We start from the raw sequence: 23,879 nt of genomic DNA on the forward strand, positions 1-23,879 counted from the left end.
TGCGGGATGAACAAAACCCCACTGATTAAAGTTTCACTTTATAAAAAAATTATAAACTCGTATATACGAGTGTTGACTAACTTATATATACGAGTTAATATGTAATTGTAAACGGTATCAAAAAAAGAAAAGAGGGACGGGAATATGGGGAAAGACTATCGTAAAACAGCAGAGGAAGTGTTGCAGTATATTGGTGGGAAAGACAATATTGAACAAGCTGCGCACTGTGTCACGAGGCTCCGTATCGCTTTAAAAGATGAAAGTAAAATAGATAACGATAAATTGCAGTCTGTTTCATTAGTGAAGGGAGCGTTTCATAACGCTGGAGTATTTCAAATTGTAATCGGTCCAGGAGATGTTGATCGAGTATATGCTGAATTGATAACGCTTGCAGGTATGAAGGAAGCGACAGTAGCTGACGTGAAAGACTCTGGAAACCAAAAGTTAAACCCAGTTCAAAAGTTTGTAAAAGTATTTTCAGATGTATTTATGCCGATATTACCAGCGATCGTAACAGCTGGTTTACTAATGGGAATTAACAATCTATTAGGGGCGAAGGACTTATTTTTTGAAGGTAAAAATTTATTAGATGTATATCCAAACTTAAGTGGGCTTTGGGATTTAATTAATATGATGGCGAATACAGCATTCGTATTCTTACCAGCACTTGTCGGTTGGTCAGCAACGAAGCGTTTTGGTGGTAGTCCGATATTAGGGATCGTTATGGGATTAATGCTTGTGCATCCAGCCTTATTAAACGCGTGGGATTATGGTAAAGCAGCAACTGGTTTAGATGGACAAAAGATTGAGTACTTCGATATTTTAGGATTATTTCAAATTGAAAAGGTAGGGTATCAAGGTCAAATTCTACCCGTTTTAGTAGCAGCATTCGTACTAAGTAAAGTGGAAATCTTCTTAAAGAAACATGTACCAAATGCAATTCAATTATTAGTTGTACCAATTACAACGATTGTCGTAACAGGTGTGTTAGCATTAGGAATTATTGGTCCAGTTACACGTCATATTGGAGATTTATTAACAGTTGGATTAGTAGGTGTATATGAAACAGTACCAGTAGTTGGAGCAGTATTGTTTGGAGCATTATATGCACCGCTTGTAATTACAGGTATGCATCATATGTTTATTGCTATCGACTTACAATTAATTGCACAGCACGGTGGTACATTCATTTGGCCAATGATTGCTCTTTCTAACATTGCGCAAGGTAGTGCGGCACTTGCGATGTTCTGGATTTCTAAAAATCAAAATGATAAAAGTATGGCATCTACATCAGCAATTTCAGCATATTTCGGTATTACAGAGCCAGCTATGTTTGGTGTGAACTTACGAAATAAATTTCCGTTCTATGCAGCGATTATAGGATCAGCTACTGCAGCTATATTTATTACGTTAAATGGTGTATTAGCACCTGCTATCGGAATTGGCGGATTACCAGCATTTATTTCTATCATTCCGAAATCGATTCCAATATTTATTGTAGGAATGATTATCGCTGTTGTAATCCCATTTACGTTAACATGGTTATTTGCAAAACGAGTAAAACAGAAGTAGGAGGAAGTTAAACATGAAGGATTGGCATAAAAGTGTAGTTTATCAAATTTATCCGAAGAGCTTTAATAGCTATTACAATAAAGAAACCGGTGATATAAAAGGGGTTACAGAGAAACTAGATTATTTAAAAGAACTCGGAGTAGATTATATTTGGTTAACACCGATATACCAATCACCACAAAATGATAATGGATACGATGTAAGTGATTACTACAGTATTGATCCATCTTACGGAACGATGGAAGAGTTTGAAGAGCTTTTAGAAGAAGCAAGGGCACGTAATATTGAAATTATGCTGGATATCGTGGTAAATCATAGTTCGACGGAGCATAAGTGGTTTAAGGAAGCGAAGGAAGATAAAAATAGTCCATATCGTAATTACTATATTTGGCGTGATGAAAAAAATAATTGGCAATCTAAGTTTGGCGGGTCTGCTTGGAAATATGATGAGAAGACAGAGCAATATTTTTTACATCTATTTGATGAGACGCAAGCGGATTTAAATTGGGAAAATGAAAAACTTCGTGAAGAAGTATATGATATGATGCGTTTTTGGCTTGATAAAGGGGTAACTGGATTCCGATTAGATGTTATTAATTTAATTTCAAAAGATCAACAGTTCTTAAATGATGATGGAAGTACGGCGACAAGCGATGGGCGTAAATATTATACAGATGGCCCGCGCGTTCATGAATATTTACAAGAGATGAGCCGAAATGTTTTTGAAGGGAAAGATGTAATTACAGTTGGAGAAATGTCATCTACGACAATTGATAATTGTATTAAATATTCAAACCCTGAGCGTAATGAATTAAGTATGACGTTTAGTTTCCATCATTTAAAAGTGGATTATCCGAATGGAGATAAGTGGACGCAAGCTGATTTTGATTTCATTAAATTAAAAGAGATTATGTCTAATTGGCAAATTGAAATGCAAAAGGGCGGAGGCTGGAATGCGTTGTTCTGGTGTAATCATGACCAACCTCGCATAGTGTCACGCTTCGGTGATGATAGAAAGTACCGAAATGAATCTGCGAAAATGTTAGCGACAGCTATGCATATGTTGCAAGGAACACCTTACATTTATCAAGGCGAAGAAATCGGTATGACGAATCCTAAATTCGAGTCCATCGAGCAATATCGCGATGTGGAATCGTTAAATATACACGATATAAAGCGAGAAGAAGGATTATCAAAAGAAGAGATTATCGGGATTTTAAAACAAAAATCTCGTGACAACTCTCGTACTCCGATGCAGTGGAATGAAGAGATGAACAGTGGTTTTACAACAAGTACACCTTGGATTTCAGTGGCTGAAAACTTTACAGAAATAAACGTAGAGAAGGCATTAGAAGATAAAGAGTCTGTATTTTATCATTATAAAAAGTTAATAGAACTTAGAAAAACGTATGATGTAATTACCGAAGGAGAATATGCTATTTTAGATGAAAATCATCTTAAAGTTTGGGCATATACACGTACTGTAAATGAAGAGGTATTACTTGTTATCAACAACTTCTATGGAGAAGAAATAACGTATTCTGCACCAGTGGATGTTCAATTGGATGGAATGAAACAAGAAGTATTATTATCAAATTACAAAGATTCAAGTAAAGAGATTACCAATCTTAACTTAAGACCGTATGAGTCAATTGTATATCGTTATATGAAATAAAAAGGTTGGATGCCGGCGGGTATCCAACCTTTTTATTTTAAAACGCCGCTATATAAAATCTTTACTTCTACTTCCGGTTTAAATTTTACTTTTGCATAATCTTTATTCCAATTTTTTTTCTTCCATAAGTCAGGATGATATGCGATAAGATGTCTTCCGATACCGAAAGCATCACAATTTGCTTTTTGTAACCTGTTCGTTATTTGTTTTGCTTCTTTTGTAAGTTGTTTAGATAATTTTTCATTTAATTTTTTTCTTTCTTCCATTTTGTAAATATTATCTCTTGGAGCCTCAAGGGCTATAACTTTTAGTTGAAGCTTAATGTGAGCATATACATTTCCTTTTCTATCTGTTGTTATTTTTAAGTCTCGCTTTAACTTTCGATTACTAACTTCCATTGTTAAATAATCAGATGTCTTCTCTGATTCATCGCTAGTAAGTTTTTGGGTTATACGGGCACTTGTTCCCATTTTTCCGGTTAATAATACGAATAAAATAGATTGTTTCAAAGGTAAATGCCCAGTTAATTTATCATTGTTAAATAAAGCTAACCCGTTTGTAATTACTTCTTTTCCTTTTATTTTTATAGAAGGGAGGGTAAAGTCTTTACCGGGATCTAACATTTTTGTAGCAGCTGTTTCTAAAGTTTCTTTTGGAAATACACTCATATCTTCTAAGCTTTTCACTTTTTTCTTTAGAAAATCTCCAATTAGTAAATTTCCTACCTTCTTTTTTTCTAGTATCTCGGATGTTTCACCATCTACTGCAATAAGTTTTACTAAAGCAGTTGGGTTTGTTGGGTCCCGAAAGCTGACATCTAAATAGGGGAGTATACCTTTTTTTAGAATTTTGGTTCCTAGTAATTGAACACCATATTTAAAATAGCGAATATTCCCAGTCACATTTTTTTTTAGGGCATCGCTTGTATCCCTTATGTTATGCCCGTTTGCTGAATGTATTTCATTCTCGAATGAAGATTGCTCTCCGCTTGAACTTTTTACGAGTTCAAGCGTTTGCTGAAGTTTATTTTCTTCCGTAATATCATATCCAATGCTATAAGCTAATCTCGCTTCTCTTAATGGTTCTTGATCCCAACAGCCAGAAAGGAATGCACTAGTACATAATATAAAAAGTAATTTAACTCTTTTTTGGAACATACTGTTCTCCTTTCTTATTCCTTATTACTGAATAAAGTAGAAATAAAAGAGGGAGGACAACTATGAAAATATACGTGAACTTATCAGTAAAAGTTGCAATTACTTTTAATTCTTCAGGTGTATCTATAAATAGGGCTACACTAAAAGCAATAATACCAACGATTGGAACAGCCTTTTTATGATTAGCCAGATTGAAGATATGTCCAATTCCTATAGAAGCAGCACAGTAATAACTAGCAATAGAAGCTACAACAGTTATCATCCATATTGGGATGAATAGTAAATCGGTTCGGTCTATAATCCCAATATGTAGAGAACGCAATAAGTAAGCAACTGGCTCTGGAATAAGTTCAACTTGTTTTGGACTAAATACGATAAAGCAAATCCAAACAGTAAAAGTATAAAAAAGAGTTACAAATCCATTAGCGATAGAAATTGCTTTCAGTTTTGCCACAGAACTCCCGTTTACTTTTGGGAAAGCGATAAGAATAATCTCAAAACCATACATAGCTGTAATGGTTTCTTTTGATGCTTGAATAATATTCCACCATCCGGCTTCTGTAATTGGAAAAATGTAAGAAAAATCAGCTCGTGTAAGCCCTAGGGCAATTAAAAGAGCCATTGGTAAAATGAGAATAGAAGCCATGACGTAAAACCGTACGATGACTTTGAACGTATTATAAGCTATGTAACAACAAGCTATTGTAAATAGCATGAGGGTGGCATACCAAGGAGTTGCTTGTAATATCCAAACTTTAATGACATTACAAGCATTTAACATAACCGTCATACCGATAAGGGTAAAATAAAAAACATAAGCAAAACCTAATAGTTTTCCAAACTTATTCCCAAATAGCATACAAACACTTTCATACATATCTGCATCAGGAAATCGTTTTAAGAAAAGCCACATAAGTAAAATAATAAGTTGAATTGCAAGACCAGCGATGAGAGCAGAAATCAATCCGCCACCTTTCGCTATTGGGTGAAGACGGTTTGGTAGAGAAAGTATACCAACTCCGATTTGGCATTGAATAACGAAAAAGGTAAATTGAACCAGTGAAATTTTACTTTGCGTGTTTGTCACCGTTCTCATCCTCTCTCGTTACATGTTGTCGTTGCATTTTTTTCGGTTTTGAATCATGTGGTCGTTCCCAAAACGACCAAATTGGTAGTCGTACAAAAGAGTCTTTCATATCTTTTATCCGCATCGGAGCAACAGGAGAAAGATATGGGGTATGAAATGAATGTAACTGGCATAAATGAACGAAAGTTATAATGAGACCGAATGATATTCCTACATAGCCGAATATGGCAGCAAGGAGCATTAACGGAAAACGAAGAATCCGAACTGCGGAACTCATATCATTTGATGGAACAAGAAAAGATGAGATTGCAGTTAAAGCTACAACGATAATCATTGTATAAGAAACGAGACCGGCTTTTACAATTGCATCACCAATTACTAAACCACCTACAATACCGATTGTTTGTCCAACTCGGCTCGGCAAGCGAATACCAGCTTCCCGTAATAATTCAAAGATTAATTCCATTAAGAGAGCTTCAAAAATAGGAGGAAGTGGCACTTTTTCTAATGAAGCTTTAATCGTATAAACAAGTTCGAGCGGCAACACATCAGGATGAAAAGCAACTGTTGCGATATATATAGCGGGCAAGAGAAAGGCAATCAAGAAACTGACTAAGCGAATCATTCGGATGAAAGAACCGACAATCCAGCGGTTATTATAATCATCTGGTGATTGATAGAAAGCAAATAACGTAACAGGAACGATAAGTGCAGTTGGATCTCCATCAGATAAAATAGCAACTCGTCCTTCCATTAAATTTGCTGCGACTCTATCTGGACGCTCTGTATTTAATTGTTGCGGAAAGGGTGAGAAAGACGTATCCTCTATAAATTCTTGTATGTATCCGGGAGGCATAAGTGCGTCCGTTTTAATTGTTTCTAATCTTCTTTTCACTTCTGCAACTAAATCGTCATTCGCTATATTTTGCATATAAGCAATTGCCACTTTCGTATGCATTTCTTCACCAAGTGTGAAATATTTAACGACGACATGTGGACTTTTTATGAGTTTACGAATAGAAGCTAAATTGGTTGCTAAATCTTCTACGAAACCAGTATGCGGTCCACGGACAATGCCTTCATTATCAGGTTCTGTTATATCTCTCTTTAAAGATAAAGCCGTTTCGAAAATACAAAAACTGTCGACCTGTTCATGAAAATATAAGGATTTACCTTGTAATAAAAGCTGTACACCATAATTTAAATTTGTTTCTTTTTTCATATTTAATGTGGAAAAAGCTTTATCTAAAGACAAATCAGACCGCGTTAATAATGGCTCAAGAGCTAATTGATGCATTAAATTTGGATCTGATAAAGATTCGATATATAAGATCGTTCCTTTTCCGTTTTGAAAAGGGAGATCTAATTTTTTTATATCATCAGAATGGAAAAGTTTATTTTCAATGTAATTAATGTTCTCCGGAAGTGATGGAAACATATGCTTTTTGCTATTATCTTGTTGTGAACTCTTCTGTTCGGCCATACTTTCCATCTCCTTTACATAGGAATTATTTCTGTTAATTTTTGCTTTTTGTGAGAAAATTATGCTTGGTTTATTTGGAAAAGGTAGGGTGATGGGAAGAAAGTATGTATTTGCGATATTAATATATATCTTTTGTACTATAAGTGGGTAAACCTAGCGGTATGTATAATTACATCATTCGATGAATATGAAATTTAAGAAAAGCGATTTATAATAATAGTATTGTGTCTTGCCTTTTTAGGTGCAGTACACAGCCGGTGATTGGCTAGTGGAGGTTCTTCCATTTTGCCAGTGCCGGTTTTTTATTGGATAATAGAGAAAATGAAGTTTTATAAAGAAAGAAGGGGTTGTTTTGAAGGATGTAAATTCTATTTTTATAAGAGAAAAGATTGCTAGTTCTTATCTTTATTTTATTTCTTTTCTTGGTTTGATTACTATAACTATATCTTTACTTGAAATTAAAATCCCTTCTCATTCAACAATACTAATATTGTTATTAATATTTATGGGGATTGCAGAGTATTTTCCTGTACGATTTTGGAGAGGAACGAGCTCGCTTACCTTTCCCATAATTTACGCTATGAGTTGGCAGTTTGGAATCCATATAACTATTATTGCTATTGTACTCGTAACGTTAATTATTCACCTGCATCGTCGTTCACCAATACAAAGAATGTTATTTAATAGTACTCAGCATGCGCTTAGCTTGATCTTGGCCGAATGGTTTTCAAATAAATGTATGCACTTATTAATTAACAATATAGATATGTCAGTTCTGTATGAAAATTTAATATCTTTGTTATTATTTTGCGTGTTTTTTTGTTTTTTCAACAACCGCTTTTACGATTTGTTAATGATACTCCTTCCACAGCCATATTCAATCTATCAGTGGTATAAAAAAACTGTAACGGTATTCCTTTGCGAAACTTTTGGTTTCTCTTATGCGGCCTTGATGCATGTATTAATTAGTACATATAGTGTGGAAGTAAATGAGATTACAGTACTTTTTTTCTTTTTTCCACTTGTAGCAATTTCAGTTATTAGCTCTTTTTCTGTACGGATAAGGATGGAGAAGGAACGATTATATGAGCTGTTTCTTATTACGACAGAAATTAGTCGTGGACTAACCGGAGGGAACCTGAAACATATTAAACAAGCACTTAAAGGTTTTTTTGGCATACAAGCATATGGAATATGGACAAAAGATGATGGAAACTGGAATCTTCTATTAAAAGATGGGAAAGTCCGTTTCGATATTTCTGATCATTCGGAAAATTTTGAGGGAATCTCTAAAAATCTTGTGTTTAATGATTGGAAAACTGGTACGGCTCCTGGAGATGAAATATTTGATAGTGTCATACGCTCCCTTGTATATTTTCCTCTTATTGTAAATGATGAACTAGTCGGAATGTTTGTTGCAGGAAAAAGTAGAACTGCGGGTTTTTTCCCGGAAGATGTACAGTCTTTAGCTACGTTTTCTAATCAATTAGCTAACGTAGTTAAAACAAGGATATTGATTTCTGAACAGGAAAAAAGAATGATTTTAGAAGAAAGAAATAGAATCGCACGCGAAATTCACGATGGTATTGCGCAAACATTGGCAGGGGTGATATATCAACTAGAATCCGCACAGAAAAAATATCGTGATAAACCAATAGATATGCAACAAATAGTAGAGAAAAGTATAAAAGATTTAAGAGGAAGCTTAGGAGAAGTTCGCTATTCTATTTATGCTTTAAAACCATATCCGACACAACAATTAGGGCTAAAGCAGGCGATAGCAAGTAAAATAAAGTCTTTAAAACAAGAATATGAACTAGATATTACATATCATGAAAGAGGTCATGCACGTGCACTTAGCTTTTCAAAAGAAAGAGCTATTTTTGATACATTACAAGAGAGTTTGCAAAACATTGTAAAACATGCACAAGCAGACAAGACTGATGTTTTACTTAGCTATCAAAGTGAGCACGTGCTTTTAAGGGTTAAGGATAATGGGGTTGGTTTTTCACTATTTGAGTCTATGGTTAAAACGAAGAATGAGCCACATTATGGTATATTACATATGAATGAACAAGCTGAACAATTAGGGGCTACTTTACAGATTGATAGTTCTGTAGGGAAAGGGACAGAAATTACACTATTAATTCCAGATTCACAAACAAGGGGTGCGTAAAATGATTAAAATATTAGTAGTGGATGATCATGCTTTTTTACGAGACGCAATTCGGAGCATACTAGAGGATGAATCTGATATGAACGTGGTTGGAGAAGCTAGCTCTGGGGACGGAGTATTGGAAAAAGTAGAAGAATGCAGACCAGATTGTATTTTGATGGATATTAATCTTCCTGGGAAAAATGGTATTGAAGCTACAGAGTTGGTGAAAAAAAATTATCCGAATTGCCGAGTACTTGTGTTTACAATGTATGAGCATGATGAGTATTTAATGGATGCACTCCAAGCTGGTGCTGATGGGTATTTATTGAAAGATTCATCATCGGAGCAGGTAGTAGCAGCAATTCGGATGTTATATCGAGGTGATTCAGTTATTCATCCGCGTATGACTAAAAAATTAATTACATATCATCAGCAAAAAATGAAAGTAGAATCAAATGAAAATGAACTGACGGAACGTGAAAAGGAAATTCTCTTTGAATTAGTAAAAGGACTTAGTAATAAAGAAATTGCTGAAGCTCTGTATATTAGTGATAAAACAGTTAAAATTCACATCAATAAAATTTTTAAAAAACTAAATGTGAAAAGTCGGTCGCAAGCGGTGATTTATGCTGTTCGAAATCAATTGGTTCCGTTGGATTAAATAAGAGATGTTTAAAAGAACTATCGTGTTTCTTTATTCTATATTACAAAGAATAAAGAGCAAGATAGTTCTTTTGTACTATGTAGACATAGAATCATTAGAAAAAAGATACGCCTTTCGTTTAATTTTCAGAAAAGTTAGAATGTGGAATAATAAAAATAGAATTATTGCTTAAAGCTACTAATAATTCATGTTGTAAATCATTGTAGTTGGAAACAATTTATGGGGGCTTTTATAGAAAGAAGATTAGAAGTGTGGGGATGGCGGTAGTAGTGTTGGAGATTTTTGATCCTTTTAAATAGATCCAAGGTTGATAGAATTGCCAATGCTACATAGGAGCTCAGAAGATTTATTTTAGAAAAAATAATTTTAATAATAAGGAGATGCGCTATGAAGAAGGGGAAATTCGGAAGAATACTTATCGGAACGCTAACTGTTGGTATGTTAATGTCTCAAGGAATTCCATATAACGTATTGGCAGAAGAAGTAAATACATCTACTTTAACTGGAATTGATGATGCAAGTTCTATATTGAAAGGACTTACAAAGGAACAACGTAATGCTTTAAAAACACTAGATACAAAACCTGGTTTTGTTATTTCACCAGGCATTAATACAGCAAGTCCTGATAATGTGAATGTGATTGTAGAATTTAAGCAAGCACCTAGCAAAATCGAGATGTTAAAACAAGCAGCTAAAGGGAAAAAAATAGCTCTTTCAACTGCAGAACAAAAGGTGGAAGCATCGCATAAAGGATTTAAAACTGAGCTTGAACAGCTTCAAAAAAAGAAAGATAAGGGGCCGGATTTTAAAACTGCCAAAATAACAAGAGAATATAAGAATGCTTTTAATGGTGTGGCAATGTCGTTACCTGCGAATATGATCGAAGATTTAGTTCGCACTGGTATTGTTAAGCGTGTATGGGAAGATCGTGAGGTCAAAATTGATTTACCGAAAGAAACAGCTAAGACGGCTGCCGAACCCAAAATGGCAGATAGTGTACCACAAATTGGTGTGGACAAGCTGCATGATGAAAAAATAACAGGAAAAGGAATTAAGGTAGGTGTACTGGACACAGGTATTGATTATAACCACCCTGATTTAAAAGATGCTTATAAAGGGTATCGTGCAAAGCAAGGTGAAGATGCAAGCAAAATAGATCCGAACTCAATAAAAGGATGGGATTTTGTTAATAATGATGCTGATCCAATGGAGACAACGTATAAGGATTGGCAAAATTCTGGAGGATATCCTGAAATTTATGATGGAAGTGCATACTATACATCCCACGGTACTCATGTAGCTGGGACAATTGCTGCAGACAAAAAGAATAGTGTGGATTATGCAGTTACGGGAGTCGCTCCGGATGTAGATTTATATTCATATCGTGTATTAGGTCCATATGGAAGTGGACAAACAAGCGGTATTCTTGCTGCGATTGATAAAGCAGTGAAAGACGATATGGACGTTATCAATTTATCATTAGGTGCGTCTATTAATGATCCTTTATATCCTACTTCTATTGCAGTAAACAATGCGACGTTAGCTGGTGTTGTTACAGTAGTAGCGGCAGGTAATAGTGGTCCAGAAGAAGGTACCCTTGGATCACCTAGTGCAGCAGCACTTCCAATTACAGTTGGAGCAAGTGACGCTGCGATGACTATCCCGACATTTTCCGCCGATGCAGCTGATTTACATGTGGATAAAATGATGCTACTTGGAAAAAGCTTTACTGATAAGATTGAAGATTTGAAAGGTCAATCATTATCTGTTGTATATACAGGTCTTGGGAAAATAGATGATTTTAAAGGGAAAGATGTACAAGGAAAGTTAGCGCTCATCCAGCGCGGTGAGATTACATTCGATGAAAAAATTAAAAATGCTAAGGAAGCAGGTGCAAAGGCGGTAATTGTATATAACAATGTAGATGGTGAAATTACAAGTTACCTTGGGGAAAGTACTTCATCTATTCCATCGTTCCGCTTAACAAAGGCAGATGGTGAGAAATTGCAAGCAAAAGCTGTCCAAGGAGATGTCTCTTTAACATTTGGAGAACTGAGTAACACAAAAACAGAAGGAGATCACTTAGCTGATTTCAGCTCTCGCGGTCCTGCAAGTAAAACAGATGATATTAAGCCGGATATTGTAGCGCCAGGTGTTTCTATTTTCTCAACTGTTCCTGAATATATTAATGATCCAAAGGATGGAGAAAATTATCCGGTAGCGTATGGACGTATGTCAGGTACATCTATGGCAACTCCTCATACAGCGGGGGTGGCGGCACTCATTTTACAAGAACATCCAAACTATAGTCCGTTTGAAGTAAAAGAAGCGCTTATGAATACTGCAGTTGACTTAAAAGAGGCACGCTCTGTATTTGAGGTAGGATCAGGCCGAATTGATGCGTATCGTGCAGTTCATGCAGATACAGCTATCGAGGTTATCGATAAAACATCAAACGTTGTAAATGATGAAGAAGTAGAAATTGAAGAAAAAACAGGGTCTATTGCATTCGGGTATAAAAACCAATTGGGAAATGGACCTATTAAAGATAGTCGAAAAGTCTTAATTAAGAACAGCAATAAAACAGACGAGAAAGAGTTTAAATTAGAAGTAGAGTTTTCACCAACAAGTGTAGGTGTGCAAGATGCAGCGAAGAATGGTGTGAAGCTGAACGTACAAGATTCTATTAAAGTAGCTCCTAGTACATCAGGGGAAATTAGCCCTGAAATTATCATTCCAGAAAACGCTGAATTTGGTAGATATGAGGGATATATTCATATTTCAAATAAAAAAAATGAAAAAGAAGTATATCAAGTGCCATTTGCAATTAAATTCACAGAAAAAGGAATTGAATCTGTAGATTTGCTGAGAGATGCAATGGCAACAGATACATCTAACTTCCATCCATTTATGGAAAGGCCGAGTTCACCGCTGACATTTAAATTGAACAGTCCACTTGAAACTATCGATGCAGTGGTGAAGGATCGAAAAACAGGAAAGGCATTAGGAATTGTGGGGACAATTAATGCTAGCAGTCTAACACCAAATATTGAATATATCATGTTCGATGGTATGGGTGGCTATGTATTCCCGTTTACAGGAGATCCAAATCATCCAATTGGAGACAAGCGAGTTACGTTGCCTGATGGAGATTACCAACTTGATTTCATTGGATATGACAAAGAAGGGAAACCTTATACAAAAGGAGATAGCGTAATTATTGATAATATCAAACCTGAAATGAAATTTACCGATGTAAAACCTGGCGTTCATGAGGTAAATGAATCTATGTTCAAAGAAGAAGATGGTCAGCGTGCATTATGGGTACATGGTAACATTTATGATTCTACGATAGATGTATTAAAGGCAAAAGGCCTTCAGTATGACCAAAAAACTAATGAAATTGTATATTACCAAAACTCTGCTTTTCCGTCAGGTTGGTTGAATACAATTCAAGCCAATGGTGATTTTAAATTTGGTGTACTTCCAGAGGAAATCAATGAACCGCTTAATTTAAGGTTATTTGGATATGATCTTGCAACTGCATCAAATATGGCAAATGGATTTAAAGATTATGTCTTTGTTAAAGAGGGAACGGAATACGCTGTCCCAAGCTATGACAAGGATAAAGTTAAACTAGGAGAAAAAATTACATTAACTTTAAATCTTAATAATGTGAAACAACTTATGTCAGGTACATTTGAGATTCCTTATAGTAAACAGTTATTTAAATTTGTAGATGTTAAACCAAACCCAGCACTTGCAGAATATGCAAAACAACATGGATTAAATATTAAATTAGAAGATCCAGTGATAAATGAAGAAGGAAACTGGGAAAACAAGGTGAAAGTTGGTGCATCTTTAGAAGGAACAGAATTTAAAGGTCTAGATGGAGACGCACCATTTGTAGATGTTACATTTGAGATGACGAGTGACGAGTATTTTAATAATTTAACAGCATTTGGAGTAGATAAATTCTCTTATACAAAAACAGGTGCATCAGAAGGCATTGAGATTCCTGTGTTTAAAGATAAATCCTTTTCTATTATTTCGAAACATGCAATGGTTACAGGATATATTGGACCAGAAGCTTTCTTAACTGAAGAGGGGTATTTAGGTAAGAATGACTACACAAAACTAGGAGCAAAAGTGTATGCAGTTGGTAAGGATGGAAAGAAATATACAGGAACGGTTGATGATAATGGGCAATTTGAAATTCATAGTGTTCCAGTAAGTGATACAGAATATAATATTTTCGTAGAAATGCCAGGTCATTTAAATAGTAAATTAACTACAAAAATAGGGAAAATGCAGGATGGAGAATTAGTGGGACAAAACTTTAGAGCTGATATGGATGACAGCCTTGCAGGTGATGTAAACGGCGATAAAATGGTAGATATTCAAGATGCTAGAATAGCAGCTCTTTCATATGAAAAAGGAAAAGTGGCTGTAAAAGATGGAGATGTCAATCAAGATGGTGTTGTAAATGAAACGGATATTCGTTTTATTGAGAAGAATTTCTTGAAAAAGGGTCCAGATGCCAAAGAAAATCAGAAACCGAAAGAAAATGTAGGGCCAGTGACGTTAGATAAAATCTTACGTTCCATTGGATTAGAGCCAAAAAAATAAGTGGGCACAATTCTAGAGTAAACTAAGTGATAAAACAATGAGTATAGAATTAAATAGGATTTACTAACAATGGACCGGTAATGATTCGATGTAACATTACCGGCTATTCTTAAAGTGATAGTTATTTGTATACATGAAGTAAATAGTTTAACGTTGGTTAGGTTTCGTTATGGGGAATATTATTTGTTTAATTAGTATTGTTTGTGGGATGGAAATAAGGTTTGGAGTTTGAACTTTAAAAATAGGGGGACTTGTGAAATGAGTATTAAGAAAAAACTTGGTATGGGTGTTGTAACTGCAGGGCTTGGTTTATCTTTAATTGGCGGGGGGACATATGCGTATTTTAGTGATAAGGAAGTATCACAAAACACGTTTGCAGCGGGTACTTTAGATTTGAGTGTTAATCCTGAAGTTGTTATTAATGTCGACAATATTAAACCAGGTGATGAAATGGAACGCGGTTTTCAATTAGTTAACAAAGGAACTTTAGCGATAGGAGACGTGAAACTTCTTACAGATTATAGTGTAATCGATGCTAAAGGAGATAATGGAAGTGCTGATTTGGGTGATCATATCCGTGTCGATTTCTTATGGAATTTGGATAAAAATGAGGTTCCAATTTGGTCTACTACATTATCTGAATTAAAGGTAGCTACGCAAAACGGAAGTATTCCTGATCTTGTACAAAAAGGTGTTGTAGACCGAGAAGGAAATGGACTTGCTCCTGGTAATGATGATACTTTCTATGTAATGTTCACATTTGTAGATAGCAATGAAGAGCAAAATGTATTTCAAGGAGATTCATTAAAATTAAATTGGACTTTCAATTCAATGCAGACAAAAGGTGAAGAGAGATAAAGATAAATGTTATATATAAGAATAAATTGATGAAGAATTGAGAAATAAAATTTTTAATAGTGTAAGGGTTGATTTAGTGAATCAACCTTTTTTGTGTTTTGAGAGAAAATTATGCTTGGATTATTTGAAAAAAAATAAGCTTGAAAGTTACGTTACGTCATCTTTTATACTTAAGGAAACAAGGAGTAGAGGGATGGTGTATATAATTTTGAAAAGTATGTGGGGATGGAAAGAAATTTTATATTTATTTGTGTTTGTATTTATTATTGTTCCAGTAACTGTTGAATCTCTTTTTTATGACTATGCTTTAAAAATAATAGGGAACTCATTATATGCTGGAGTATTAATGGGATTTATAATGGCAGTGATATTTACTACTGTAGTTTATCTTTTTTGTATAAAAAGATATAAGATCTCGTGGAGAGATATTGGAATTCGGAAGCTTTCATGGAAAGATTTCTTATGGACATTTGGAGCGGTTATTTTCTTAATTGTAGTTAGTATTGCTGTATTAATGATAATGGAGAAAATGGGTATTTCTTTTGAAAATAGTAAAACAGAAACGGTCCAAAATGATAAATCAATATATTCATTCTGTATCGCGGTAATTGGAGCAGCAGTTATATCACCAATCTATGAAGAGATTTTGTATCGAGGGGTTTTTTATACGTTTTTTCGTGATAAATATGGTATATGGGGCGGAGTGCTTATAAGTTCCATAATATTTACCGTTGTTCATATTCCAACATATAACACATTACCAGTGAATTTTTTTAGTGGAGTAGTATTTGCGTGGTTATATGAGAAAACAAATTCTATTTTATCAGCTATGATTGCCCACGCATTATTCAATTTTATAGCAGTACTTCTCACATTTATGTCGAATTAAGAAGATATATAGGAGGGATACATATGGAAATAGCTGTAGAACGTGTTTTTACGAAAGAGATCTTAAGAAGAGCGGCAAAGGCATTTCATGTAACAGTGGAAGAGAAGCCGCTTGGAGATTTTGAAAATTATATTTTTAAGGCGAAGGGAGATAATGATGAGGACTATGTATTACGTTTAACGCATTCTTCGCATCGCTCTAAAAAAGAAGTTGAAGCTGAACTAGATTTTTTACGATATGTTGCGGAGCATGGGGCAAAGGTAGCAGGACCTCTTAACTCAACTTCTCAAAATCTTGTAGAAGAAATTGGAGCGGAAGATAGCACTTTCTTTTTTGCTTCTTTATTTACATATGCAAAAGGTGAGCAAGTAAAAGGGGAAGGATCGCCTTATTGGGGAGATGATTATTTTGAAGCATGGGGAAAAGCGATTGGACAACTGCATCGCCTAACAATGAGCTATCCTAAAACAGACTATCGTGATACGTGGGAAGAAGACGAAAGTGGGATTGTTAATGAATTAGAAGATGATCAAGTGAAAAAGATTGCAGCGGTATTAATGGATGAAATAAAGGTTCTTCCAATTGAAAGAGAAACGTTCGGCCTTATGCACGGTGATATCCATCCCGGTAATTTTCATTATGATGGTAAAGAGCTAACAATCTTTGATTTTGATGATGCGGCTTATAATTACTTTATACATGATTTAGCGATGGTTCTCTATTACTCTGTTCTATTTACACCATGGACAGCGGAAGAGAAGACAGACTTTGCTCGTAAACAGCTACAAGTGTTACGAAAAGGCTATGAGCATGAGCACAGACTGGCGGATAGTTGGTATGAATCGTTACCGTTGTTTTTACGTCTACGTGATGTTGGTTTATACGGTACACTTCAAAAGAAGTTTAAGGGGAAAGATATGCCAGATAACTTCCGAGAATTATCAGAAGAGCTATATGAAAGAATTATAAAAAGAGAAGCAATTGTGAATATATAATACATTTAATTCGAAACAAAGTATATAAAACAAATATATACTTTGTTTTTTTATACAAAAATATGTTTACTTTATTAAAATAATATTGTCCTAGATTCAGTATACACTTATAATTTTATATATATTCTGAATATTCTTTATAAAGAAGGAGGGGGAATGTTGGAAGCTTTCGTGAATTGGTTAAATAATATTGTTTGGAGTCCAGCACTTGTTTATTTATGTTTAGGAGTAGGTTTATATTTTTCCATTCGAACGAGGTTTTTACAAGTAAGGCATGTAGGAGAAATGGTGAAGCTGACATTTCAAGGTGAAAAATCAGAGGCTGGTGTTTCTTCATTTCAAGCGTTAGCGCTTTCGTTATCAGGACGCGTTGGGACGGGGAATATAGCTGGGGTAGCAACAGCGGTTGCCTTCGGTGGACCAGGAGCTGTATTTTGGATGTGGGCAGTGGCCTTTTTAGGAGCAGGATCAGCTTATATAGAATCTACATTAGCGCAAATATATAAGACGAAACATCAAGGACAGTTTCGTGGTGGACCTGCTTATTACATTGAAAAAGGTTTAGGTGTGAAATGGTATGCATTAGTATTCGTTGCAGCGACAATTCTTGCAACGGGGCTTTTACTGCCAGGTGTGCAGGCAAATAGTATTGCTGTAAGTTTAGAAACAGCTTTTGGAATTAACACTACCGTATCAGGGGCTTTATTAGTTGTTGTACTAGCTATTATCATCTTCGGTGGTGTAAAGCGAATTGTTAACGTTGCACAAGTTGTCGTACCGTTTATGGCAGTTGGTTATATTTTAGTAGCTTGCGTTATTGTTGCTATGAATATTGAAAAGTTGCCAGAAGCATTTATGCTAATTATAAGAAGTGCTTTTGCATTAGAAGCGGCTTTCGGTGGTATTATCGGTTTAGCAATTTCTTGGGGAGTAAAACGAGGTATTTATTCCAATGAAGCAGGGCAAGGAACTGGACCACATGCAGCAGCTGCTGCGGAAGTATCACATCCAGCTAAGCAAGGTTTAGTGCAAGCATTTTCCGTTTACATTGATACATTATTTGTTTGTTCAGCAACAGCATTTATGATGATTATTACAGGCATGTATAACGTATTTGATGCAAGCGGAAAAAACTTTATCGTAAATAAATTAAATGGTGCTCAGCCAGGACCGGGATATACACAGGCAGCGGTAGAATCTGTTTTCCCTGGATTTGGAAACGGTTTCGTTGCAATTTCGTTACTATTCTTTGCATTTACAACAATTATGGCATATTACTACATTGCAGAAACGAATATTGCGTACTTAAATCGTGATAAAGACCGCCCTTGGCTGTCTATGATATTAAAATTTGTATTTTTAGGAGCTGTATTCTACGGCTGTATAAAAACAGCAGCAACGGCGTGGGCGTTAGGTGACATCGGTGTAGGAATTATGGCATGGGTAAATATCATTGCGATTTTATTATTACAAAAACCTGCATTAGTCGCATTAAAGGATTATGAAAAGCAGAAAAAAGAAGGAAAAGATCCAGTATTCGATCCAGGGCCATTAGGAATTAAAAATGCTGATTTCTGGGAGCATGAATACGGAAAAGATAAGAAAGAAGAAGTATCTTAATAGAATAGAAGTGAAAAAGCAAAGGGAAAATCCCTTTGCTTTTTTTATGGACAAAATGAGGCTGGAAGTTATTTTTTTTCCTATTTTTGAATATAAAAAGAATGTACATGCTTTGTTAGTGGAAGGGGGGAGTATGTTGATAGAGTTTCGTAATGTAAATAAATATTATGGCAATTTTCAAGTTTTAAAAGATATTAATGTGCAAGTGAAAAAAGGTGAGGTGGTAGTAGTTGTTGGGCCTTCAGGATCAGGAAAAAGCACGTTGCTTCGGTGTATAAATCAGCTAGAGACAATTACAGATGGAGAGTTAATTGTACAGAATACAGAGGTACACAATGTCAAAACAGATATGAATGAATTACGCCGAAATATCGGGATGGTCTTTCAACATTTTTATTTATATCCACATAAAACGGTTCTTCAAAATATTACACTAGCACCTATTAAAGTAAATAAAGTTTCAAAAGAGGAAGCTGAGCAAACAGCGATGTTTTATTTAGAGAAAGTAGGAATTCCGGAGAAGGCTAGTGTATACCCGCATCAATTATCCGGAGGACAACAGCAAAGGGTAGCGATCGCTAGGGGGCTCGCAATGCAGCCGGAAATTATGCTATTCGATGAGCCTACGTCTGCTCTTGATCCAGAGATGATCGGGGAAGTACTTGATGTTATGAAGACGCTAGCTAAAGAAGGGATGACGATGGTCGTTGTCACGCATGAAATGGGGTTCGCGCGAGAAGTAGCAGATCGGATTTTATTTATGGATGATGGCAAAATCATTGAGGATACAACACCGGCGCAATTTTTTGCAAGTCCTGAACAAGAAAGAGCGCGTCTATTTTTAAGAAGAGTGTTAAATCATTAAAGGAGGAATTTTATGCTTAAAATGAAAAAGTTGTTTACGTTAATCGTATTCTTATGTTTATTCGTACTTGTCGTGGCCGGGTGCGAAAGTAAAAAAGATGAGGCGAAAGAAACGAATACGAAGCAAGGCGGGGCTGTTGAGCAAATTAAAAAGCGCGGGAAACTAGTAGTTGGAGTGAAGAATGATACGAACTTATTTGGCTTGAAAAATCCTTCGACAGGGGAGGTAAAAGGATTTGATGTTGATATCGCAAAGGCGCTTGCGAAAAAAATTCTTGGAGATGAAAAGAAACTAGAATTAAAAGAAGTAACGTCTAAAACGCGTATTCCACTACTGAAAAATGGTGATATTGATGCAATTATCGCAACAATGACAATTACGGAGGAGCGTAAAAAAGAAGTAGATTTTTCAGATGTATATTTTAAAGCAGGGCAATCATTACTTGTGAAAAAAGGAAGCGATATTAAAAGTATTGATGATGTGAAAAAGGGTGTGAAAGTGTTAGCTGTAAAAGGTTCAACGTCTACAAATAATATTCGTCAAAAGTCACCAGAAGCGACTGTATTAGAATTTGAAAATTATAGTGAGGCATTTACGGCGTTAAAAGCAGGGAAAGGCGATGTTTTAACGACAGATAATGCAATTCTTTACGGCATGGCAAAACAAGATTCAAATTATGAAGTTGTAGGGAAAATTTTTACGGATGAACCGTACGGAATTGCAGTGCAAAAAGGTGCAGGTGATTTAACGAAAGAGATTAATAGCTTGCTAAAAGATATGAAGGCGAACGGGGAGTACGACAAATTGTATGAGAAATGGATTGGGCAAAAGCAAGAGTAGTAAAGTGATATTTTAATGAGCGGAGCTGTATTCCCATTGATAAATAGTAAGAGGATGAGGGACGCTCATCCTCTTCTTGTAAAGAAAGAGGGGAGAATATGTGCCTGATTTTTCTATATTAACGAATAACATTGATATGTATTTAGAAGGCTTTAAATATACAGTGATGTCTAGTGTAATTGCATTAATAGGAAGCTTTATTTTAGGAGTAATTTTGGCTGTAATGCGTATTTCACCTATTCGTATTTTAAATTGGATAGGGTCAGCTTTTGTGGAGTTTGTAAGAAATATTCCACTCGTATTAATTGCATTTATATTTTATTTCGCTTTACCTGTAATAGGAATTACTTTAAATGGTTTTGTAGCAGGAACAGTTACGCTTACTGTATATACGGCAGCGTTTATTGCGGAAGTCATTCGCGCTGGTATTTTATCCGTTGCAAAAGGGCAAATGGAAGCAGCACGGTCTTCAGGATTAACGTATGTACAGGGAATGTATTATGTAGTCTTACCTCAAGCGATGAAAATCGTAATCCCTCCTCTAGGAAATCAATTTCTCAATTTAGTAAAAAACTCTTCCATACTCGGAATTATCGCGGGTACTGATTTAATGTATCAAGGAGATTTAATTTCAACGAAGACTTTTGTTACGTTCGATGTGTATATATTTGTCGGGATGTTTTATTTAATATTAACAATTCCGCTCAGTATGCTAGTGCGTTATTTAGAAAAACGCTTAGCAAAGGAGGCGGTGTAAATGGATTTTAAGGGAGCAATTACAGGAGATCATATTCTGTTTTTATTAAAAGGATTACTTATAACGTTAGAGGTAGCGCTCGTAGCAATTGTACTTAGCTTTATTATTGGTAGTGTAATAGGAATATTGCGCTACATGAAAATACCTGTCGTCTCACAAATATTAGGAATTATTGTTGAAGTAATTCGAAATTTACCACTACTTTTAATTATATTTTTCACGTATTTTGCACTTCCAGAAGCAGGCTTAAAATTAGAAATTATAACAGCTGTAATTGTTGCCTTAACAATATTTGAAGCAGCAATGATATCTGAAATTGTTCGAAGTGGTTTATTATCTATTGAAAAAGGGCAGATTGAGGCTGCAAGATCTTCAGGATTAACGTATGTTCAAGCGCTTTGGCATATTATTTTACCACAAGCATTAAGAAGAATGGTCCCGCCGCTTGTTAGTCAGTTTATTTCATTGCTGAAAGATACATCATTAGCAGTTGCTATATCACTGCCAGAGCTTATGCATAATGCTCAAATTATTAGCGGACAGAATGTAAATTATATGATTCCAACGTTTATAGTAGTAGCTTGTATGTACTTTATCGTAAACTATAGTTTATCAATTTTATCGAGAAGATTAGAACTTCGTTAACCTTTACAATATATGTAAAGGTTTTTCCTTGTTTAACCTTATTTTCCTCTAATTAGAATCTAAAACTCGCGATAATTCGATTTTTTATATTATTTTATCAGAAAAGTTTTAATTTTATATAGAAATTGTAATCGCTTTCGTGTATATTTTTATTATCAGAAAATTTTAACAAGATATAGGGGTATCGGTAGGGGGAGGATTTAGATGCAGCAACCAACGAATGAGAAATTACATCGTACGATGAAGAGTAGACATTTATTTATGATCGCACTAGGTGGTGTAATCGGGACTGGTTTTTTCTTAGGTTCAGGTTACACCATTAATCAGGCTGGACCAGGGGGAGCCATCCTTTCCTATTTAGTGGGCGGATTTATTATGTATTTAACAATGCTTTGTCTTGGAGAGCTAACGGTAGCAATGCCGGTTTCAGGTTCTTTCCAAAAGTATGCGACGAAGTTTATTGGACCAGGAACGGGCTTTATGATCGGCTGGCTATATTGGCTTGGCTGGGCAGTAACGGTAGGTTTAGAATTAACGTCAATTGGTTTAATGATGAAAAGATGGTTTCCGAATGTTGATGTTTGGGTATGGTGTCTCGTATTCGGAGTTATTTTATATGCTTCAAATGCAATATCAGCGAAGAGTTATGCTGAATTAGAGTTTTGGTTCTCTAGTATTAAAGTAGTTACAATTCTTGCATTTGTTGTTCTTGGTGGTAGTGCATTATTAGGATTTATATCATATGACGGAAAAGAAGCAGCACCTCTTTTCTCTAACTTTGTAAGCGATGGCGGATTATTCCCGAATGGACTAGCTGCCGTATTACTTACAATGATTACAGTTAACTTCTCGTTCCAAGGAACAGAGTTAATCGGGATTGCAGCGGGAGAAAGTGAAAATCCAGAAAAAACAATTCCACGTGCGATCCGTAATACAGTATGGCGCATTATGTTATTCTTCATTTTAACAATGACGATTTTAGTAGGATTGATTTCTTGGAAAGAAGCAGGGGTAATTGAAAGTCCATTCGTAGTCGTATTTGATAAAATCGGTATTCCATACGCAGCTGATATTATGAACTTCGTTATTATTACAGCGTTACTATCTGTAGCGAATTCAGGATTATATGCGGCAACTCGTATATTATGGTCACTTGCAAATGAAGGAATGGCACCAACTTCTTTCAAGAAAGTAAATAAACGTGGCATTCCAATTACAGCACTAGTTGTAACGATTGCGGTAGCTGGTCTTTCTTTATTCACAAGTTTCCTTGCAGAAGATACAGTATACATGTACTTATTATCTATAGCTGGTTTATCCGCTGTTTCAAGTTGGATCATTATTGCTCTATCTCAACTTCGCTTTAGAAGTCAGTATATAAAAGGTGGAGGAAAGTTAGAGGACTTAAAGTATAGAACACCGTTATATCCAATTGTTCCTATTTTAGCTTTAATTACAAATAGTATCGTTGTTATTAGTTTAGCGTTTATTCCAGAACAAAGAATGGCGTTATACTGTGGTATTCCATTTATCATTTTCTGCTATATATATTATTATATGAGTAAGAAACGAAAGAAGCCGATGAAAGTGGAGATGGAAGCGAAGTATGAAAATAAAAATTAAGCATGATGATATAGAGGCAGATTTATCGTATGGTCCATTAGCGATTGGAAAAGAAAATGGGTATTCTCCGTTACAATTACTCGTTTCTTCTATCGCAGGATGTAGTGCAATTGTCTTTCAAACAATTTTAGAAAAGAAACGTATTATATACGATACGTTTACAATCGAAACGGAAATTGGTAGAAGTGAAGCTTTATCAAAACCAGTTGAAAGTGTTCATTTGCACTATAAAATTAAAGCGCAAAACATTACAGAAGAGCAGTTGGACAAAGCACTGCAACTTGCAGTGAAAAATTGCACGATTGTTCAATCTGTAAAAGATAGTATAAAGGTTACGGAAACAATTGAACTAATAAAGTGAA

Annotated in this window: 18 protein-coding genes; 15 read left to right on the forward strand and 3 right to left on the reverse strand. The window is 35.2% G+C overall.

Annotation, left to right across the window (positions count from 1 at the left end; translation table 11 throughout):
- Window positions 1-144 precede the first annotated feature (144 nt).
- Together treP and treC are read left to right on the forward strand one after the other, a co-directional pair.
- On the forward strand, window positions 145-1,572 hold the full coding sequence (gene treP, locus NHG49_RS03510) for a PTS system trehalose-specific EIIBC component (protein ID WP_088046982.1): 1,428 nt from the start codon (window positions 145-147) through the stop codon (window positions 1,570-1,572).
- 13 nt (window positions 1,573-1,585) lie between these two features.
- A complete protein-coding gene (treC, locus tag NHG49_RS03515; protein ID WP_064477099.1) occupies window positions 1,586-3,247 on the forward strand; it encodes an alpha,alpha-phosphotrehalase in 1,662 nt (553 codons plus the stop codon).
- Between the two features lie 32 nt (window positions 3,248-3,279).
- On the opposite strand, the gene gerKC is transcribed toward treC, so the two are convergent.
- The 3 genes from gerKC to gerKA are packed head-to-tail and all read right to left on the reverse strand — an operon-like array spanning window position 3,280 to window position 6,974.
- On the reverse strand, window positions 3,280-4,404 hold the full coding sequence (gene gerKC, locus NHG49_RS03520) for a spore germination protein GerKC (RefSeq protein ID WP_064477098.1): 1,125 nt from the start codon (window positions 4,402-4,404) through the stop codon (window positions 3,280-3,282).
- Entirely contained in the window at window positions 4,385-5,491 is a 1,107-nt protein-coding gene (locus NHG49_RS03525) for a GerAB/ArcD/ProY family transporter (protein WP_088046980.1), read from the reverse strand. Before NHG49_RS03525 ends, gerKC begins: the two co-directional genes overlap by 20 nt.
- Entirely contained in the window at window positions 5,472-6,974 is a 1,503-nt protein-coding gene (gene gerKA, locus NHG49_RS03530; RefSeq protein ID WP_258125559.1) for a spore germination protein GerKA, read from the reverse strand. Before gerKA ends, NHG49_RS03525 begins: the two co-directional genes overlap by 20 nt.
- Window positions 6,975-7,326: 352 nt before the next feature.
- Here gerKA and NHG49_RS03535 point away from each other — a divergent pair, with 352 nt between their 5' ends.
- The 13 genes from NHG49_RS03535 to NHG49_RS03595 all read left to right on the forward strand — a co-directional run bounded on the left by NHG49_RS03535 (window position 7,327) and on the right by NHG49_RS03595 (window position 23,878).
- The gene (locus NHG49_RS03535; RefSeq protein WP_258125560.1) at window positions 7,327-9,150 is read left to right on the forward strand and encodes a GAF domain-containing sensor histidine kinase; all 1,824 of its coding nucleotides are present in this window, start codon (window positions 7,327-7,329) and stop codon (window positions 9,148-9,150) included.
- Window position 9,151: 1 nt separating this feature from the next.
- On the forward strand, window positions 9,152-9,793 hold the full coding sequence (locus NHG49_RS03540; protein ID WP_000590680.1) for a response regulator: 642 nt from the start codon (window positions 9,152-9,154) through the stop codon (window positions 9,791-9,793).
- A gap of 390 nt (window positions 9,794-10,183) precedes the next feature.
- The gene (locus tag NHG49_RS03545; RefSeq protein ID WP_258125561.1) at window positions 10,184-14,425 is read left to right on the forward strand and encodes a S8 family serine peptidase; all 4,242 of its coding nucleotides are present in this window, start codon (window positions 10,184-10,186) and stop codon (window positions 14,423-14,425) included.
- 258 nt (window positions 14,426-14,683) lie between these two features.
- Window positions 14,684-15,283 (forward strand): TasA family protein, encoded by a 600-nt coding sequence (locus NHG49_RS03550; RefSeq protein WP_088046976.1) that lies wholly within the window; start codon window positions 14,684-14,686, stop codon window positions 15,281-15,283.
- A 202-nt stretch (window positions 15,284-15,485) separates the two neighbouring features.
- Window positions 15,486-16,172, forward strand: coding sequence for a CPBP family intramembrane glutamic endopeptidase (locus NHG49_RS03555; protein ID WP_064477166.1), 687 nt, complete (start codon window positions 15,486-15,488; stop codon window positions 16,170-16,172).
- A 23-nt stretch (window positions 16,173-16,195) separates the two neighbouring features.
- A complete protein-coding gene (locus NHG49_RS03560) occupies window positions 16,196-17,167 on the forward strand; it encodes a phosphotransferase enzyme family protein (RefSeq protein WP_064477092.1) in 972 nt (323 codons plus the stop codon).
- A 159-nt stretch (window positions 17,168-17,326) separates the two neighbouring features.
- On the forward strand, window positions 17,327-18,787 hold the full coding sequence (locus NHG49_RS03565; protein WP_098103386.1) for an alanine/glycine:cation symporter family protein: 1,461 nt from the start codon (window positions 17,327-17,329) through the stop codon (window positions 18,785-18,787).
- Window positions 18,732-19,652, forward strand: a complete 921-nt coding sequence (locus NHG49_RS03570; RefSeq protein WP_141669156.1) for an amino acid ABC transporter ATP-binding protein — start codon at window positions 18,732-18,734, stop codon at window positions 19,650-19,652. The genes NHG49_RS03565 and NHG49_RS03570 overlap by 56 nt, the downstream gene beginning before the upstream one ends.
- A gap of 12 nt (window positions 19,653-19,664) precedes the next feature.
- On the forward strand, window positions 19,665-20,492 hold the full coding sequence (gene glnH / locus NHG49_RS03575) for a glutamine ABC transporter substrate-binding protein GlnH (RefSeq protein ID WP_258125562.1): 828 nt from the start codon (window positions 19,665-19,667) through the stop codon (window positions 20,490-20,492).
- A gap of 100 nt (window positions 20,493-20,592) precedes the next feature.
- Window positions 20,593-21,249, forward strand: coding sequence for an amino acid ABC transporter permease (locus NHG49_RS03580; RefSeq protein ID WP_064477089.1), 657 nt, complete (start codon window positions 20,593-20,595; stop codon window positions 21,247-21,249).
- Entirely contained in the window at window positions 21,250-21,894 is a 645-nt protein-coding gene (locus tag NHG49_RS03585) for an amino acid ABC transporter permease (protein WP_064477088.1), read from the forward strand.
- A gap of 204 nt (window positions 21,895-22,098) precedes the next feature.
- A complete protein-coding gene (locus tag NHG49_RS03590) occupies window positions 22,099-23,517 on the forward strand; it encodes an amino acid permease (RefSeq protein ID WP_064477087.1) in 1,419 nt (472 codons plus the stop codon).
- On the forward strand, window positions 23,501-23,878 hold the full coding sequence (locus NHG49_RS03595) for an OsmC family protein (RefSeq protein WP_064477086.1): 378 nt from the start codon (window positions 23,501-23,503) through the stop codon (window positions 23,876-23,878). The genes NHG49_RS03590 and NHG49_RS03595 overlap by 17 nt, the downstream gene beginning before the upstream one ends.
- Window position 23,879 lies beyond the last annotated feature (1 nt).

It is taken from the genome of Bacillus sp. IBL03825, from assembly GCF_024712505.1.
Classification (GTDB): Bacteria; Bacillota; Bacilli; order Bacillales; family Bacillaceae_G; genus Bacillus_A; species Bacillus_A wiedmannii.

Bases quoted from the DNA above. Each gene is read 5' to 3' on its own strand.
- treP (WP_088046982.1), top strand. From the start codon at position 145: ATGGGGAAAGACTATCGTAAAACAGCAGAGGAAGTGTTGCAGTATATT.
- treC (WP_064477099.1), top strand. From the start codon at position 1,586: ATGAAGGATTGGCATAAAAGTGTAGTTTATCAAATTTATCCGAAGAGC.
- gerKC (WP_064477098.1), bottom strand. From the start codon at position 4,404: ATGTTCCAAAAAAGAGTTAAATTACTTTTTATATTATGTACTAGTGCA.
- gerKA (WP_258125559.1), bottom strand. From the start codon at position 6,974: ATGGCCGAACAGAAGAGTTCACAACAAGATAATAGCAAAAAGCATATG.
- NHG49_RS03540 (WP_000590680.1), top strand. From the start codon at position 9,152: ATGATTAAAATATTAGTAGTGGATGATCATGCTTTTTTACGAGACGCA.
- NHG49_RS03545 (WP_258125561.1), top strand. From the start codon at position 10,184: ATGAAGAAGGGGAAATTCGGAAGAATACTTATCGGAACGCTAACTGTT.
- NHG49_RS03550 (WP_088046976.1), top strand. From the start codon at position 14,684: ATGAGTATTAAGAAAAAACTTGGTATGGGTGTTGTAACTGCAGGGCTT.
- NHG49_RS03560 (WP_064477092.1), top strand. From the start codon at position 16,196: ATGGAAATAGCTGTAGAACGTGTTTTTACGAAAGAGATCTTAAGAAGA.
- NHG49_RS03570 (WP_141669156.1), top strand. From the start codon at position 18,732: ATGCTGATTTCTGGGAGCATGAATACGGAAAAGATAAGAAAGAAGAAG.
- glnH (WP_258125562.1), top strand. From the start codon at position 19,665: ATGCTTAAAATGAAAAAGTTGTTTACGTTAATCGTATTCTTATGTTTA.
- NHG49_RS03585 (WP_064477088.1), top strand. From the start codon at position 21,250: ATGGATTTTAAGGGAGCAATTACAGGAGATCATATTCTGTTTTTATTA.
- NHG49_RS03590 (WP_064477087.1), top strand. From the start codon at position 22,099: ATGCAGCAACCAACGAATGAGAAATTACATCGTACGATGAAGAGTAGA.
- NHG49_RS03595 (WP_064477086.1), top strand. From the start codon at position 23,501: ATGAAAATAAAAATTAAGCATGATGATATAGAGGCAGATTTATCGTAT.